General features: G+C 42.4%; 14 protein-coding genes. 6 read left to right on the top strand and 8 right to left on the bottom strand.

Annotated elements, in window-relative coordinates; all coding sequences use genetic code 11:
* Positions 1 to 5 precede the first annotated feature (5 nt).
* From AC5YCD_RS12345 to AC5YCD_RS12320, 6 genes are all read right to left on the bottom strand, one after another.
* Positions 6 to 542 (bottom strand): F0F1 ATP synthase subunit delta, encoded by a 537-nt coding sequence (locus tag AC5YCD_RS12345; RefSeq protein ID WP_496130315.1) that lies wholly within the window; start codon positions 540 to 542, stop codon positions 6 to 8.
* 12 nt (positions 543 to 554) lie between these two features.
* Entirely contained in the window at positions 555 to 1,025 is a 471-nt protein-coding gene (locus AC5YCD_RS12340; protein ID WP_496130314.1) for a F0F1 ATP synthase subunit B, read from the bottom strand.
* 39 nt (positions 1,026 to 1,064) lie between these two features.
* On the bottom strand, positions 1,065 to 1,310 hold the full coding sequence (gene atpE, locus AC5YCD_RS12335; protein WP_104989258.1) for a F0F1 ATP synthase subunit C: 246 nt from the start codon (positions 1,308 to 1,310) through the stop codon (positions 1,065 to 1,067).
* 80 nt (positions 1,311 to 1,390) lie between these two features.
* A complete protein-coding gene (gene atpB, locus AC5YCD_RS12330) occupies positions 1,391 to 2,266 on the bottom strand; it encodes a F0F1 ATP synthase subunit A (protein ID WP_496130313.1) in 876 nt (291 codons plus the stop codon).
* A gap of 112 nt (positions 2,267 to 2,378) precedes the next feature.
* Positions 2,379 to 2,771: an ATP synthase subunit I gene (locus tag AC5YCD_RS12325; RefSeq protein WP_496130312.1), complete on the bottom strand. Its 393-nt coding sequence runs from the start codon at positions 2,769 to 2,771 to the stop codon at positions 2,379 to 2,381.
* A gap of 171 nt (positions 2,772 to 2,942) precedes the next feature.
* Positions 2,943 to 3,782 carry a metal ABC transporter solute-binding protein, Zn/Mn family gene (locus AC5YCD_RS12320; protein ID WP_496130311.1) on the bottom strand — a complete coding sequence of 280 codons (840 nt, stop codon included), beginning with the start codon at positions 3,780 to 3,782 and terminating at the stop codon, positions 2,943 to 2,945.
* Between the two features lie 139 nt (positions 3,783 to 3,921).
* Between AC5YCD_RS12320 and AC5YCD_RS12315 the strand changes: the two genes are divergently transcribed.
* Genes AC5YCD_RS12315 through znuB form a run of 3 tightly spaced genes read left to right on the top strand, consistent with a single transcriptional unit; the run spans position 3,922 to position 5,981 of the window.
* Complete coding sequence (locus AC5YCD_RS12315; RefSeq protein WP_496130310.1) at positions 3,922 to 4,413, top strand: transcriptional repressor; 492 nt, start codon at positions 3,922 to 3,924, stop codon at positions 4,411 to 4,413.
* Positions 4,413 to 5,177, top strand: coding sequence for a zinc ABC transporter ATP-binding protein ZnuC (gene znuC / locus AC5YCD_RS12310; RefSeq protein ID WP_496130309.1), 765 nt, complete (start codon positions 4,413 to 4,415; stop codon positions 5,175 to 5,177). Before AC5YCD_RS12315 ends, znuC begins: the two co-directional genes overlap by 1 nt.
* Before the next feature lie 3 nt (positions 5,178 to 5,180).
* Positions 5,181 to 5,981, top strand: coding sequence for a zinc ABC transporter permease subunit ZnuB (gene znuB, locus AC5YCD_RS12305; protein WP_496130308.1), 801 nt, complete (start codon positions 5,181 to 5,183; stop codon positions 5,979 to 5,981).
* A 290-nt stretch (positions 5,982 to 6,271) separates the two neighbouring features.
* Here the strand turns inward: znuB and AC5YCD_RS12300 are convergent, their stop codons facing one another.
* Positions 6,272 to 6,892 (bottom strand): LysE family transporter, encoded by a 621-nt coding sequence (locus AC5YCD_RS12300; RefSeq protein ID WP_496130307.1) that lies wholly within the window; start codon positions 6,890 to 6,892, stop codon positions 6,272 to 6,274.
* Positions 6,893 to 7,040: 148 nt separating this feature from the next.
* Between AC5YCD_RS12300 and AC5YCD_RS12295 the strand changes: the two genes are divergently transcribed.
* A complete protein-coding gene (locus tag AC5YCD_RS12295; protein ID WP_496130306.1) occupies positions 7,041 to 7,964 on the top strand; it encodes a Dyp-type peroxidase in 924 nt (307 codons plus the stop codon).
* A 28-nt stretch (positions 7,965 to 7,992) separates the two neighbouring features.
* Here AC5YCD_RS12295 and AC5YCD_RS12290 read toward each other — a convergent pair whose 3' ends face one another.
* Complete coding sequence (locus AC5YCD_RS12290; protein WP_496130305.1) at positions 7,993 to 9,687, bottom strand: NAD-dependent malic enzyme; 1,695 nt, start codon at positions 9,685 to 9,687, stop codon at positions 7,993 to 7,995.
* Positions 9,688 to 10,310: 623 nt separating this feature from the next.
* On the opposite strand from AC5YCD_RS12290, the gene argS reads away from it, so the two are divergent.
* Together argS and AC5YCD_RS12280 are read left to right on the top strand one after the other, a co-directional pair.
* The gene (argS, locus tag AC5YCD_RS12285) at positions 10,311 to 12,101 is read left to right on the top strand and encodes an arginine--tRNA ligase (protein ID WP_496130304.1); all 1,791 of its coding nucleotides are present in this window, start codon (positions 10,311 to 10,313) and stop codon (positions 12,099 to 12,101) included.
* A gap of 199 nt (positions 12,102 to 12,300) precedes the next feature.
* On the top strand, positions 12,301 to 12,900 hold the full coding sequence (locus AC5YCD_RS12280; RefSeq protein WP_496130303.1) for an SPOR domain-containing protein: 600 nt from the start codon (positions 12,301 to 12,303) through the stop codon (positions 12,898 to 12,900).
* Positions 12,901 to 12,908 lie beyond the last annotated feature (8 nt).

Raw genomic sequence — 12,908 nt, 5'->3', positions numbered from 1 at the left:
AGCAATTACGCAAGAAGACGAGTCCGCATTTTTTCAAGCTTATTAAGCGCAGAATCATCTATCACTTGGTCGCCTGCACGAATAACAACACCCGCAATTAACGCTGGGTTCACTTCTACAGAAACATTTACTGCTGCTTGGAATTTCTTCTCTAAGGCATGTGCAAGTAGTTGTTCTTGTACAGAAGTTAATGGAAAAGCCGATTCGATCACGACATCCACAATATTGTTATTCTGTGATTTAAGCTGTTCGTATTCCGCTGCAATTTCAGGTAGAAGACTCAAACGACCATTTTCAGCAAGCAATGTCAAAAAGTTTGACACTGCTGCGGTTTGGTCTTCACCTAAAACTTTAGCAAAAAGACTTACCTGCTCAGCAGGATTAAGCTCAGGGCGATTTAGATAAGCTGAAAATGCTTCGTCTTGCACCGCAGCACTGAGCAAGTTAAGCGCAGTTGACCAAGAGTCAGCTGCGTTTTGCTCAGAAGCGTAAGCAAATGCTGCTTTTGCGTAAGGGCGTGCCAACGTCAAGAGTTCAGCCATAATCCGCCTCTCTTAAAGTTTAGCAGCCAGCTGAGTCAGCATGGCATTGTGAGCTTCTGCATCAACTTGCTGGCTAAGAATTTTCTCAGCACCAGCTACTGCAAGAGCAGCCACTTGTTGACGTAATTGTTCGCGAGCCGCATTGATTTCAGTATCAACAGCTTCTTTAGCCTGTTGACGAATGCGCTCACCTTCAGCTGCTGCTTGAGCACGCGCTTCTTCTACCAATTGCGCACCGCGACGGTTCGCTTGTTCGATCAATTGAGCCGCTTGTGCTTTAGCTGCGTCGAGTTCAGCTTTTACTTGTGCTTGCGCATCCGCAAGGTCAGCTTTTGCTTTCTCAGCCGCATTTAAGCCGTCAGCAATTTTACGCTGACGCTCACTAATCGCATTGATTAGTGGTGGCCATACAAACTTCATGCAGAATGCGACAAACATCGCAAACGCAATCGCTTGGCCAAACAATGTGAGGTTGATATTCATTGCAAATTCCTCAAATAGTGAATTTCGGAATTAAGCTGATTAACCTACAAATGGATTAGCGAATAGGATAAATAAGCCAATACCAACACTGATCATTGGGATCGCATCAAGAAGACCCGCTACGATGAACATACGTGTTTGAAGTTGTGGAGCAAGCTCAGGCTGGCGAGAAACAGCTTCTAGGAAACGACCACCTAATAGTGCGAAACCAATACCAGTACCTAATGCAGCAAAAGAAATTAAGATTGCGACTGCAATAGCAGACAAACCAAGTACTAATTCCATGAAAAAATCCTCAAATGTTAGGTTAAATCAAAACTAATAATCATCTAACCATTAACGAACAATTAGATAAAAAAATACGATTAATGCTTTTCACTTGCCATACTTAAGTACACGATGGTCAACATCATAAATACGAAAGCTTGCAGTGTAATTACAAGAATATGGAAAATTGCCCAAGGTACAGACAATGCCCATTGGATCCAGAACGGTAATAATGCAATTAGGATGAAGATTAACTCACCTGCGTACATGTTACCAAACAGTCGTAGAGCCAATGAAACTGGACGCGCTAGGAAAGTAGCTAACTCTAAAACTAAATTTACTGGAACTAGTAAAATTTTAAATACAATATTATTTGAACTAAACGGGTTGAATGCAAATTCGCCTGCAAAACCACCTAAACCTTTCGCACGAATACCGTAGAAGAAGATTAAAGCAAAAACAGACAACGACATACCTAAAGTCACGTTGATATCTGTTGTTGGAACAATCTTAAAGTAGACGTGATGCGGGTCCATGCCAAATACGTGTGCACCGATCAATTGAGCTGTATACGGGATAAAGTCAACTGGGATTAAGTCCATCAAGTTCATGAGGAAAATCCACACGAAAATGGTCAATGCAAGCGGTGCGATTAAACGCGATTTGCCATGAAAAGTGTCGCGAACATTTGAGTCAATGAACTCGATAATCATTTCAATTGCAGACTGGAACTTGGTCGGAACACCAGCGTTTGCAGCTTTCGCTGCAACCCAGAACAGAAAACAGAAAATGATACCAAGGCCAATTGACCAACCCATTGAATCCAAATGAATAGCAGTGAACCCCATCTGTTGAGCTTCTTCAGCACTTTCAGCTAACTTCCACGAACCGTCTGGCATTTTGCCATAGGTCATGTTAGTCAAGTGATGCTTGATATACTCGGTCGAAGTAAGGGCATGTTCTTCAGCAGCCATAAATCACACCTGGTCAATGTCAAATACTAATATAGAGATAAGCGAACATCGCGTGCTGCTTGATATCTCGCTCAACTCCAAAAAACTTTTCAATTTTTGCTTGTGCTGATACTCATCGTTTTAGACGTGACACACAAAAAGGTGCGACCCACGACATGGCTTGAACGAGAATAAAACCACAGAACAATGCCCCCGCTGACAACGGTTCGACATTACTCAAAATCAAAACGAATCCTACGATCACAATCGCAAACTTACCCATTAAGCCTCTAAACATGTTCAAATAAACTTGTTGAGAAGCTCGAGCGCCTGCTGTACGAAAAGATTGCCACGTAAAGTAGCAACTCGCGAGCCAACAGACAAATGCACCTAAAGCTGCACTTAAGGCCACGGTTGAGTCTTTTACAACCCATCCTATCAAGGCTGAAACAGGAATCATGCATGCTTGTAAGAAGACCAAAGCTTTCGCTAATCGTCGGTCAATCAAGCGACTAGTTCGGCTCATTTTTTATCCACTCACAGCAATGACGCTTGACAAGTTTAGCTGATGATCGTTTTTAATCGCAGGCATTATAGAGTTACACCCCTGAACATGCAATCTTTTCCCGACCTTAGTCGCGTTTTTTTGTATGTTGGCATGTAATCAATAAACCTAGCAATTTGCATATTTTTTGCTTTACTTTCGTGCATTTAATACGCACTCATGAGTTTTATCAGCCAATGATTGCCACGCTTGCACAAAATTCGTCTCATGACTCATGCTTTCATCTACCGTGCTAAACACGATATTGCCTAATTTTTGATACTGACTTTTGCTCGCATGTCCTTCAGCAAGTAAGCACATTTTACGATATGGACGGTTGTCATTAAGATATTTAATTTGCGCAACCGTTGCCCCCACATGTGGATCATCGGTTAAAGCACCAGCAAACTTCAGCTTGAGCGGACGCTCTAAATATTGATAGGCATCATGATAAGCCCAATAGCTTTTACCCGTACTACTATGCGTATATTTTTGTGCAGTTAATAACATGCTTTGCGCAAATTGTTTGGCATTATTCCAATACATTTCACGCTTTTCAGGCATTTGTTGTGAACGTAGCGCCGCAATAAAGAATCCAATACGTACCGCATTATTTGGATCTAACCACACATGGGTATCTACACTGTTTTTAATCGCCACTCCGCGGGTATTACGTAGCGGCAGGGTTTGTAAAATACCCGAATCTAATAACGCAATCGCTTTGCCATCATTGGCCAATAGTTTTTCTAAAGGGGCTTCATGCGCTTTGCCTAACCACAATACCAACGAGGCATCTTGAATCAATTTACGATGATTGGGCGTTAAACTGACATCATGTCCTGATTGTTCCGCCAATAACAAAGTTGGTTTTTCTACTCCTTTGGTAATTTCCTTGGCAATGAGATAGATCGGCTGTGTAGACACGACTAGACCTTGCGCCCACGATAAACTCGTAAACAAAGCCAGTGACACAAATGCTATTAAACGGGACATGAGGAGAAATCGCTAAATTTTTAACTGTTGTTATAATATAACAACTCGACAAAAATACCTACGCGTAATCGAAACTCAAAGCGCTTCGTGCTAAAATTTAATGTCCACTTTTCTTGACTCTCTGAACTGAGGTTTGCGCATGAGCTTATGTTCGCATGAACACCACAATGTCTTGCACGGCGTCCACGATCATCACAATGTGGCAGCGCGTCTTGCGGAAGCAGAAAGCCTGTGTGCCAATAGCGGCGCGCGTCTAACCCCACTACGTAAAGAAGTATTAGAACTGATTTTAAATGCCAATGGCCCGATGGGTGCTTATGACCTATTGGCTAAAATTAAAGGTCAATCTGATCGTCCGGCTGCACCGCCTACCGTCTATCGCACTTTAGATTTTTTATTAGAAAAAGGTTTAATCCATCGTTTAACCTCTATTAATGCTTACATTCCTTGTTGTCATCCACGTGAAGGACATCAGGCCGCTTTTTTAATTTGTACCGAATGTAAAGTGGTTAAAGAGGCATCAGCACAAACCTTATTACAACAATTGAAATCTTTAGCCGATGATGATGGCTTTACCCCACATCACAGCATTATTGAGATTTCTGGCATTTGCCAACAGTGTCAAAAATAATGAATAACCCATTAATTGAATTACGTGGCATTCAGGTCCGTATTGATGAACGTGACATTTTAAAAAATGTTGATTTTAGTCTGCATCCTCAAGAAATTGTGACTTTAATTGGTCCCAACGGTGCAGGAAAATCAACTTTAATTAAGGTGTTACTGGGTATTCTTAAACCCAAATCTGGACACGTGATCAGCCATAAAGCGCTGAAATTTTCCTATGTGCCACAGAAGTTTAATCCTTCACATAGCTTGCCGCTTAGGGTGTGTGATTTATTGGCCTTAGAAAAATGCGATGCTGAGATTAAGCAACAAATTATTCGTGATACCGGTATTGCCAAGCTTGAGCGCTCTAAGGTTCAACAACTCTCAGGGGGCGAACGGCAACGTGTACTAATTGCACGCGCTTTACTGCGCCAACCGGATATCTTAGTGCTAGATGAACCGATGCAAGGTTTAGACATTCAGTCTGAAGCTGAACTGTACCACTACGTCAGCAGTTTACCAGCCAAATATGGCTGTGCCGTGCTGATGGTGTCGCATGACTTACAATGGGTGATGCAAGGTACGCATCGTGTGGTGTGTTTAAACAAACACATTTGTTGCAGCGGGACACCTGCCAATGTACAGCAACACCCCGAATACCAAGCAATTTTTGGCACCAATCGCGTCTTTTACCAACATCATCATGACCATTGTGCACATGGTGATTCAGCTACGCCGTGCCAACATGATCCACGCCCGCATATTCACCCAGAACCGGAAGTTTAAAACATGATGGATTGGTTACAACTGCTGTTACCTGCATGGACGATGGGTACACTCTTGGTATTTTTAACCGCGCCACTGGGCTGTTTAATGTTATGGCGCCGTATGTCATTTTTTGCCGATACAATGGCGCATGGTACCTTATTGGGGGTTGCCATTGCTGGTGCGATGAGCTTACCGCTTTGGATGGGCGTGACTTTTATTGCGCTGCTGTTAGTGGGCATTCTTTGGATCCTGCATGATCCACGCCTACCAAACGATGCGCTACTGGCACTGTGCTCGGCTACTTTACTGTGTTCAGGTTTATTGTTTATTCAACATATTCCAAGTTTACGCCCTGAACTGCTCAGCTATTTATTTGGTGACTTACTGCAAATTGCTTGGTCAGATTTACCTGTCTTTGCCTGCGTCATCATTGCTGCACTTGTGGTGTTATATAAATATTGGCATCAACAAATCCAAGTTGCGATTGACCCTGATATTGCAGTCAGTGAAGGGATTAATGCCAAATGGCAACGTTTAGTGTTTATGTTACTGTTGGCTTTATTTACTGTATTGGCGCTTAAAGCTGTTGGTTCATTACTCATGGGCGCATTACTAGTCATTCCCGCTTTGACTGCACGCCTGTTGGCACACTCACCTAAACAAATGCTGATTTGGGCTTTTGTAGTGGCACAAATGGGTATCAGTGTTGGTTTATGGTCAAGTGCAGGTCTCAATATCTCAAGTGGCTTAAGTATTGTCATTACCATGTCAATGCTGTTTGCCCTGATCTTTAGCGTACAAAAACTACGCAAAATAGCGTAAAAGCACTCCCCTCCCCTCGCTTGAAAGCTAAAAATTCCTAAAAAAGTCACCTTCAGTGGCTTTTTTGCTTTTAACTTACAATGTTGTAGGTGAAAGCTTACATCGTATAGTGCCAATCGTCGCTTGGGCAAAAGTTCGCTGTGACTTATTCTAACTACATCAGGAACAGGAAGTTCCGGAACATAAAACAATAATTATAAGTTCTTACATCAGGAACGTGAGGTACGACAGGAGTTATACCTAAACCTACCCCCATCTAGAATAGCCCGACAGGATGTCGGGCTATTCTTTTATTGATGAACCAAACTGAGTAAAATTGCTGCACCTGCAAACAGCGTGGCAAAACTTTTATTGAGAATTTTTTGTTGTTTGGGTGATTTCAATAAGCGAAGCACTTTGGCCGCCAATCCGGTATAACCCGCCATCACGATCAAATCAATACTAATCATGGTGATGGCCATCATCACATACTGTGGCCATTGTGGCCGTGATAAATCTAAAAATTGTGGCAGTACCGCCAGTAAGAATACAATCGCTTTGGGATTACTCATATTAACTAAAAAGCCACTGAGCACAAGTTTTACAGGCGACTTTAATTGGGTGTCTTGTGCAATTTGAATGGATTGTACTGGCGCACGCCATTGTAAATAAGCCAAATACAACAAATACGCCACCCCAAACCATTTAATCGCTAAAAAGGCCCACGGACTGGTCGCAAACAATACCCCTGCCCCAGCAGCGACAATCGCAATTTGCACCAATAAGGCCAATTGCAAACCCAACGCATTCCAATAGCCACGGCGAAAACCATAGTTGAGTCCACTTGACATCGAAGCGATTGCCCCTGCGCCAGGCGAAATACTAATCACCCAACATGCCAGCATAAAACCTAGCCAAAGCTGATACGACATCATCTCAACCCACTGCAAAAATTACGCTTATTATAGCGTCGTACTGAACTCATCGCTGTGAAATTTTAAGCCTACTCTATGCACAGCATAACTGCTCGGGCACAATAGGCCCGAGCCAAATAGCAAAAATATATTCAAGGAGCTGATTATGACCGCACAATCTGTCATTTTGCCACTACCTTCTGAGCATGCCCGTTTTATTGTTTTACGTCTAAAAGATCTAAACATTAATCAACTCAAGCAGCAACTTGCAGCACTGTTTAGCACACGCGATCGTTTAATCACTCAACATCCTCAAGCTCAAGTAAAAACTGCAGTGGCATTTGGCCCTCAGCTGTGGCAGCAGCTCTATCAGCAAGCACCGCAAGGCTTTAAACAACTCGAACCGATTCATGGCTCATTTACAATGCCTGTGGTTGAGGCGGATGTGTTGATTCATATTGCTGCACAGCGTAGTGACATTTGCTTTGCCTTAAGCCAAGCTTTCTTTGACGGGATTCAAGATAAAGTAGACGTATTAGATGAACGCGTCTGCTTCCGTAATTTTGATGGACGTGACCTAACCGGTTTTATTGATGGCACAGAGAACCCACAATTCCCAGATGATCGTGCTGAAACTGCATTATTGCCTGAAGATGCAGGTATTTTTGCCGATGGCTCATTTGTCTTTGCCCAACGTTATGCCCATGATTTAGGAAAATGGAAAAAACTCAAAGTTGATGCACAAGAACAAGTGATTGGCCGTACTAAATTAGAAAGTATTGAACTTGATGATGATGTAAAGCCTGACAATGCACATACCGCACGCGCCATTGTAGAAGACGAAGATGGTGAAGAATTGGCCATTTTGCGTCATTCACTGCCTTATGGGGATGGTCGTGGTGATCAAGGTCTATTTTTTATTGCCTACACCAACGATTTAAGCATTATTGATCAAATGCTCTTGCAAATGTTTGGCAGCAGTGGCGATGGGATTCATGACCGTCTGCTGCATTTTGTTACTCCAAAAGATGGAGCATATTACTTTGCCCCAAGCGAAGAATTGCTCGAAGAAGTGCTGACAACAGCATAAAAAAAGGCGCTTTAAGCGCCTTTTTTATTTAGAACGTTACACGTCGATATGGACGGTATTGCGGTGTCCAGAAGTTACTTTCAATCATCTCTTCTAAAGCCGCATCATCAATAATCGGTGCTACTCCATCTGCCATAGCCGCTTTTGCCACTCTAAAGGCAATGAAGCGCGATACTTTTTGGATCTGATCAATTTCAGGTAATAAATCAGCAGTAATATCTTGGAGTTTTGGAGAGCATTCTGCTAAAGCATTACTCGATGCCATTAACATCGCATCGGTCACACGGCTAGCACCCACTGCAATTACCCCTAAGCCAATGCCTGGGAAAATATACGAGTTATTACACTGCGAAATATTGTAAATTTTGCCTTGATAATTCACAGGTGCAAATGGACTACCTGTTGCGATTAAAGCATGCCCTTCAGTCCAGGCGATCACATCACTTGGCGATGCTTCAACACGTGACGTTGGATTAGAAAGCGGTAACACAATCGGATGCTCGCAATGGCTGGCCATCGTGCGAATGACTTCTTCGGTAAATAGACCCGGTTGACCTGATACACCAATCAGTACACTAGGTTTGGCATTTTTCACGACATCCAATAATGAAATCATGTCATTGATGTCAGCCCAATGGCTTACATTGGCAGGGTTTTGTGCTAATTTACGTTGGAAATCTAATAAATTTGGCTGATTTTCAGTAATTAAACCAAAACGATCCACCATAAACACCCGTGCACGCGCCTCGGCATCGCTTAAGCCTTCTGCCACCATTTGCGCCACAATTTGTTCTGCAATTCCACAACCAGCCGAACCTGCACCTAAGAATGCCACCACTTGGTCTTTGAGTTGTTTACCTGCAGCACGACTTGCAGCAATCAGACTACCAACTGAAACCGCTGCCGTACCTTGAATATCATCATTAAAGCAGCAGATCTTATCGCGATATTTCATCAGTAATGGCATCGCATTTTTTTGCGCAAAGTCTTCAAATTGAATTAAGGCTTCAGGCCAACGACGTTGAATAGCATCGATGACTTCATCCACAAAGTCATAATACTCATCGCCACTAATACGTGGCTGCGGCAGCCCCATATAGATGGGATCATTCAGTAACTGTTGGTTGTTGGTGCCAACATCTAAGGTAATCGGCAGCGTATAAGCTGGGCTAATCCCACCACAAGCGGTATACAGCGATAACTTACCAATAGGGATACCCATACCACCAATGCCTTGATCACCTAAACCTAAGATACGTTCGCCATCAGTGATCACAATCACTTTAACGTTTTTCTTAGTCACGTTATGCAAAATGTCGTCAATATGACCACGATCTGCATGCGAGATAAATACGCCACGATGACGACGGTAAATATCAGAAAAACGCTGACAGGCTTCGCCCACAGTTGGGGTATAAATAATAGGCATCATCTCACTTAAATGATTTTCAATTAAGTGATAGAACAAGGTTTCATTGGTGTCTTGAATATTACGTAAATAGATATGACGGTTAATGTCATCATTAAATGCGCAGTATTGTTGATAAGAACGCTGGCTTTGCTCTTCAATACTTTCAATAGCATGTGGAATTAAGCCATGCAAATTAAATTTGCTACGTTCTTCTGCAGTAAATGCTGAACCTTTATTGAGTAAAGGAAGTTCTAGCAGATTGTGGCCTGCATAAGGGAGATATAATGGTTTTTTGAAATCGTCTGCGGTCATGCCTAAGCTCGTTATTGTGTTTTGCAAAAATGGGGTTAGCTGTCGTACCCCTTGCTTAAAGATGCCTAAGCTTAACCCTATTTTTAACAAAATGTATATTTAGTAAATTGATAATGATATCAAACTAATTTCTTTTATTAATACCACTAAAATTAGCCTGAGTTCGGGCAAAAATCCAACTTAAATCACATTTTTTTCGCATCCATACTTAGACAAAGCCATTATTTTCGCTACTCTAAGCACAAAGCCACATCTTACACTTTAAAAATTCGTGTTAGGGCTAAGCCTAGACAGAGTTCAGCTTACAATCGTTAATTCCGTTTAAGACTACAATTTAGTCATTTAATAGCGAAATGATCGTAAGCATATTATCAGTTTAAAATCCAAGCAAACAAAGGTCTTAAAATGCTCATTTTTACAACTCAAGATTAAACTTTTTGACTGCTTTGCTATGATTCAACAACCCTATTTTCCGTTATGGTTTGCTTAGCCTTATACAGCTTAAATCTTAGCGAGGCTTAAAAAACATCGCACATTATTTATTCACAACAAATGGCTTCACCTAAAGGCACGGAAATTTGCTATATTTGCTGTTTTTCTGCGACATTTATTTTCGACTGAATATGAACACGGCAATCCAAGCAGCGCTCGATCATGCAGTGCAAGCCCTTCAAGCTGAAGGTGTACTCCCATCCGACTTTAATAATAGCGGTAACTTAACGCGTACTAAAGACCGCAGTCACGGTGACTTTGCGTCAAATATCGCCATGATCGCGTCGAAAGCTGCGGGTATGAAGCCTCGTGATTTAGCGGAAAAGATTTTAGCAGCACTTCCTGAAGTTGCAGATATCAGCAAAGCTGAAATCGCAGGTCCAGGTTTTATTAACTTCTTCTTAAATGCTGACCAACGTTTTGCAGTGCTAGATGCCATTCAAGCACAAAAAGCAGCTTTTGGTCGCACCCAAGTCAATGCGCAAAAACGTGTCCAAGTTGAGTTTGTCTCTGCAAACCCAACATCTAGCCTACACGTAGGGCATGGTCGTGGTGCAGCGTATGGTATGACAGTCGCAAACCTGTTAGAAGCAACGGGTGCCACTGTTGACCGCGAATATTATGTCAACGATGCTGGCCGTCAAATGGACATTTTGGCAACTTCTACTTACCTACGTTACTTAGAATTAACAGGTCAAGAATTAGTCTTCCCAAAAAATGCTTACCAAGGCGACTATGTTAAAGAAATCGCACAAAGCATTATTGACCAAGATGGTGATGCACACGTGCGTCCTGTAGCAGATGTGTATAAAGATGTGCCTGAAGACGTACAGTTTGCTGCCGAATTAGATGCAGATGGCAACAAGGTCGTTTTATCTGGCGACAAAGAAAAGCATATCGACGGTTTAATTCATAACTCACAAGCGTTAATTGGCGAAGGTTACCGCGTATTCCATCAAGCAGCTTTAAAAGCCATTCTTGATGACATCAAAGATGACCTTGGCGAATTTGGTGTTACGTTTAATCAATGGTTTAGCGAAGCTTCATTAACTGAGAAAATTGAAGAGGCACTACAAACCTTAGACCAACGTGGGTTCCTTTATGAAAAAGACGGCAACATCTGGTTTAAATCCACTGAATTTGGCGATGAAAAAGACCGTGTGGTGAAACGTCGTAATGGTCAAACCACTTACTTTGCCTCTGATATTGCTTACCACCTAAATAAACTACAACGTGGCTATACCGATATCGTCGATATTTGGGGTTCAGACCACCACGGATATATTGCACGTGTGAAAGCAGCAATTGATGCTATGGGTTACGACTCTAAAAAATTGACCGTACTTTTGGTTCAATTTGTTAGCTTATGGCGTGGCGGCGAGATGGTGCAAATGTCATCGCGTTCAGGTCAGTTCGTAACTTTACGTGACCTACGTAAAGAAGTGGGTAACGATGCGGCTCGGTTCTACTACGTGATGCGTAAATCAGAGCAACACATTGACTTTGATTTAGACTTAGCTGTGTCACAAAGTAAAGACAACGCGGTGTACTACATCCAATACGCGCATGCACGTATTTGCCGTATGTTAGAAAAAGCAGCCTCTTTAAGCATTAACTTTGATGCAACAGTTGCGCGTGGCTTAGCTGCTAAACTTGAGCTAGATGCTGAAACTGAAATCTTAGCCAAGCTTGCTGCTTATCCTGAAATTGTTGCGCGTGCTGCTAATAGCTACGAACCGCACCAAGTGGGTAATTACTTAAAAGAACTGGCAGCGTTATTCCACGGCTGGTACAACGAAAATAAAGTACTAGGTGACGACGCTGAGCTCACTCAAGCACGTTTACTGTTATCAGTGAATGTACAGCAAGTGCTACGTAACGGTTTAGAGCTACTCGGTGTATCTGCACCAGAGAGCATGTAATACCTTTATAGGACTGACTGCCCTTTCTTGCTGCTCATCATCTTTTGAGCAGCAAACTTAAAGTGCATCAAGCACTTTATATTCACGATGTAATAGATTGTTATTACATGGTGAGTTCAAAGGCTTAAGGTTTGACTTTAAGTCTTTGAATCGCTACAAGTGGTTTATTCACTCGATCTGTTTAAATAAGGACATCTACGTGTTTGGAAAAACGCAACGCGGCGTATCTGAACGACCGAATAAGCAAAAAAAGCCACTCATCCCGACTTGGTTATGGATGTTGTTGGTGATTTTAATTGTACTTTGCTTTGCTGTCGCATTGATGCTGTGGAAACCGTGGTCGCCTGTACAGACCAAGACCCAAGTCACCACTGAGCAAACCCAAGAAGATACCAACAAAGACTATCGTTTTTATGAGTTGTTACCCCAACAACAAGTTACTCCAATTCCCGAACAAGCTATACCCGAAAATAAAAACACCAATGCAGTGGTGATTATTGAAGCGCCTGAAGCGCCGGCTTCAGAAGCCACCGCTAATCAGACTGGTTTACTCAGCCCTGAAGAAGTCAAAAGCAACTACATTTTACAAGTGCGTAGCTATAATGACCCTGATCAGGCCGATGCACGCCGTGCTGAAATTATTTTAAATGGCTTATCTGCCGATGTACTCAAAATTCAAGAAAATGGTGAGACCTGGTATCGCGTCATTTCAGGTCCCTATGAATCGCAAGATGCTGCAATCAGTGCTCAGCAAACCTTACAACACAGTGGTATTGATTCCATTGTGGTAAAACGCTAAAACTGAAG

The organism is Acinetobacter sp. CY05, assembly GCF_059515805.1.
Note: the sequence above shows the minus strand (reverse complement) of the source record. Positions and strands in the feature narration are given on the sequence as shown.

What these genes read in the sequence shown, in the direction of transcription:
- AC5YCD_RS12345 (WP_496130315.1), bottom strand. Translation starts at nt 542, where the DNA reads ATGGCTGAACTCTTGACGTTGGCACGCCCTTACGCAAAAGCAGCATTT.
- AC5YCD_RS12340 (WP_496130314.1), bottom strand. Translation starts at nt 1,025, where the DNA reads ATGAATATCAACCTCACATTGTTTGGCCAAGCGATTGCGTTTGCGATG.
- atpE (WP_104989258.1), bottom strand. Translation starts at nt 1,310, where the DNA reads ATGGAATTAGTACTTGGTTTGTCTGCTATTGCAGTCGCAATCTTAATT.
- atpB (WP_496130313.1), bottom strand. Translation starts at nt 2,266, where the DNA reads ATGGCTGCTGAAGAACATGCCCTTACTTCGACCGAGTATATCAAGCAT.
- AC5YCD_RS12325 (WP_496130312.1), bottom strand. Translation starts at nt 2,771, where the DNA reads ATGAGCCGAACTAGTCGCTTGATTGACCGACGATTAGCGAAAGCTTTG.
- AC5YCD_RS12320 (WP_496130311.1), bottom strand. Translation starts at nt 3,782, where the DNA reads ATGTCCCGTTTAATAGCATTTGTGTCACTGGCTTTGTTTACGAGTTTA.
- AC5YCD_RS12315 (WP_496130310.1), top strand. Translation starts at nt 3,922, where the DNA reads ATGAGCTTATGTTCGCATGAACACCACAATGTCTTGCACGGCGTCCAC.
- znuC (WP_496130309.1), top strand. Translation starts at nt 4,413, where the DNA reads ATGAATAACCCATTAATTGAATTACGTGGCATTCAGGTCCGTATTGAT.
- znuB (WP_496130308.1), top strand. Translation starts at nt 5,181, where the DNA reads ATGATGGATTGGTTACAACTGCTGTTACCTGCATGGACGATGGGTACA.
- AC5YCD_RS12300 (WP_496130307.1), bottom strand. Translation starts at nt 6,892, where the DNA reads ATGTCGTATCAGCTTTGGCTAGGTTTTATGCTGGCATGTTGGGTGATT.
- AC5YCD_RS12295 (WP_496130306.1), top strand. Translation starts at nt 7,041, where the DNA reads ATGACCGCACAATCTGTCATTTTGCCACTACCTTCTGAGCATGCCCGT.
- AC5YCD_RS12290 (WP_496130305.1), bottom strand. Translation starts at nt 9,687, where the DNA reads ATGACCGCAGACGATTTCAAAAAACCATTATATCTCCCTTATGCAGGC.
- argS (WP_496130304.1), top strand. Translation starts at nt 10,311, where the DNA reads ATGAACACGGCAATCCAAGCAGCGCTCGATCATGCAGTGCAAGCCCTT.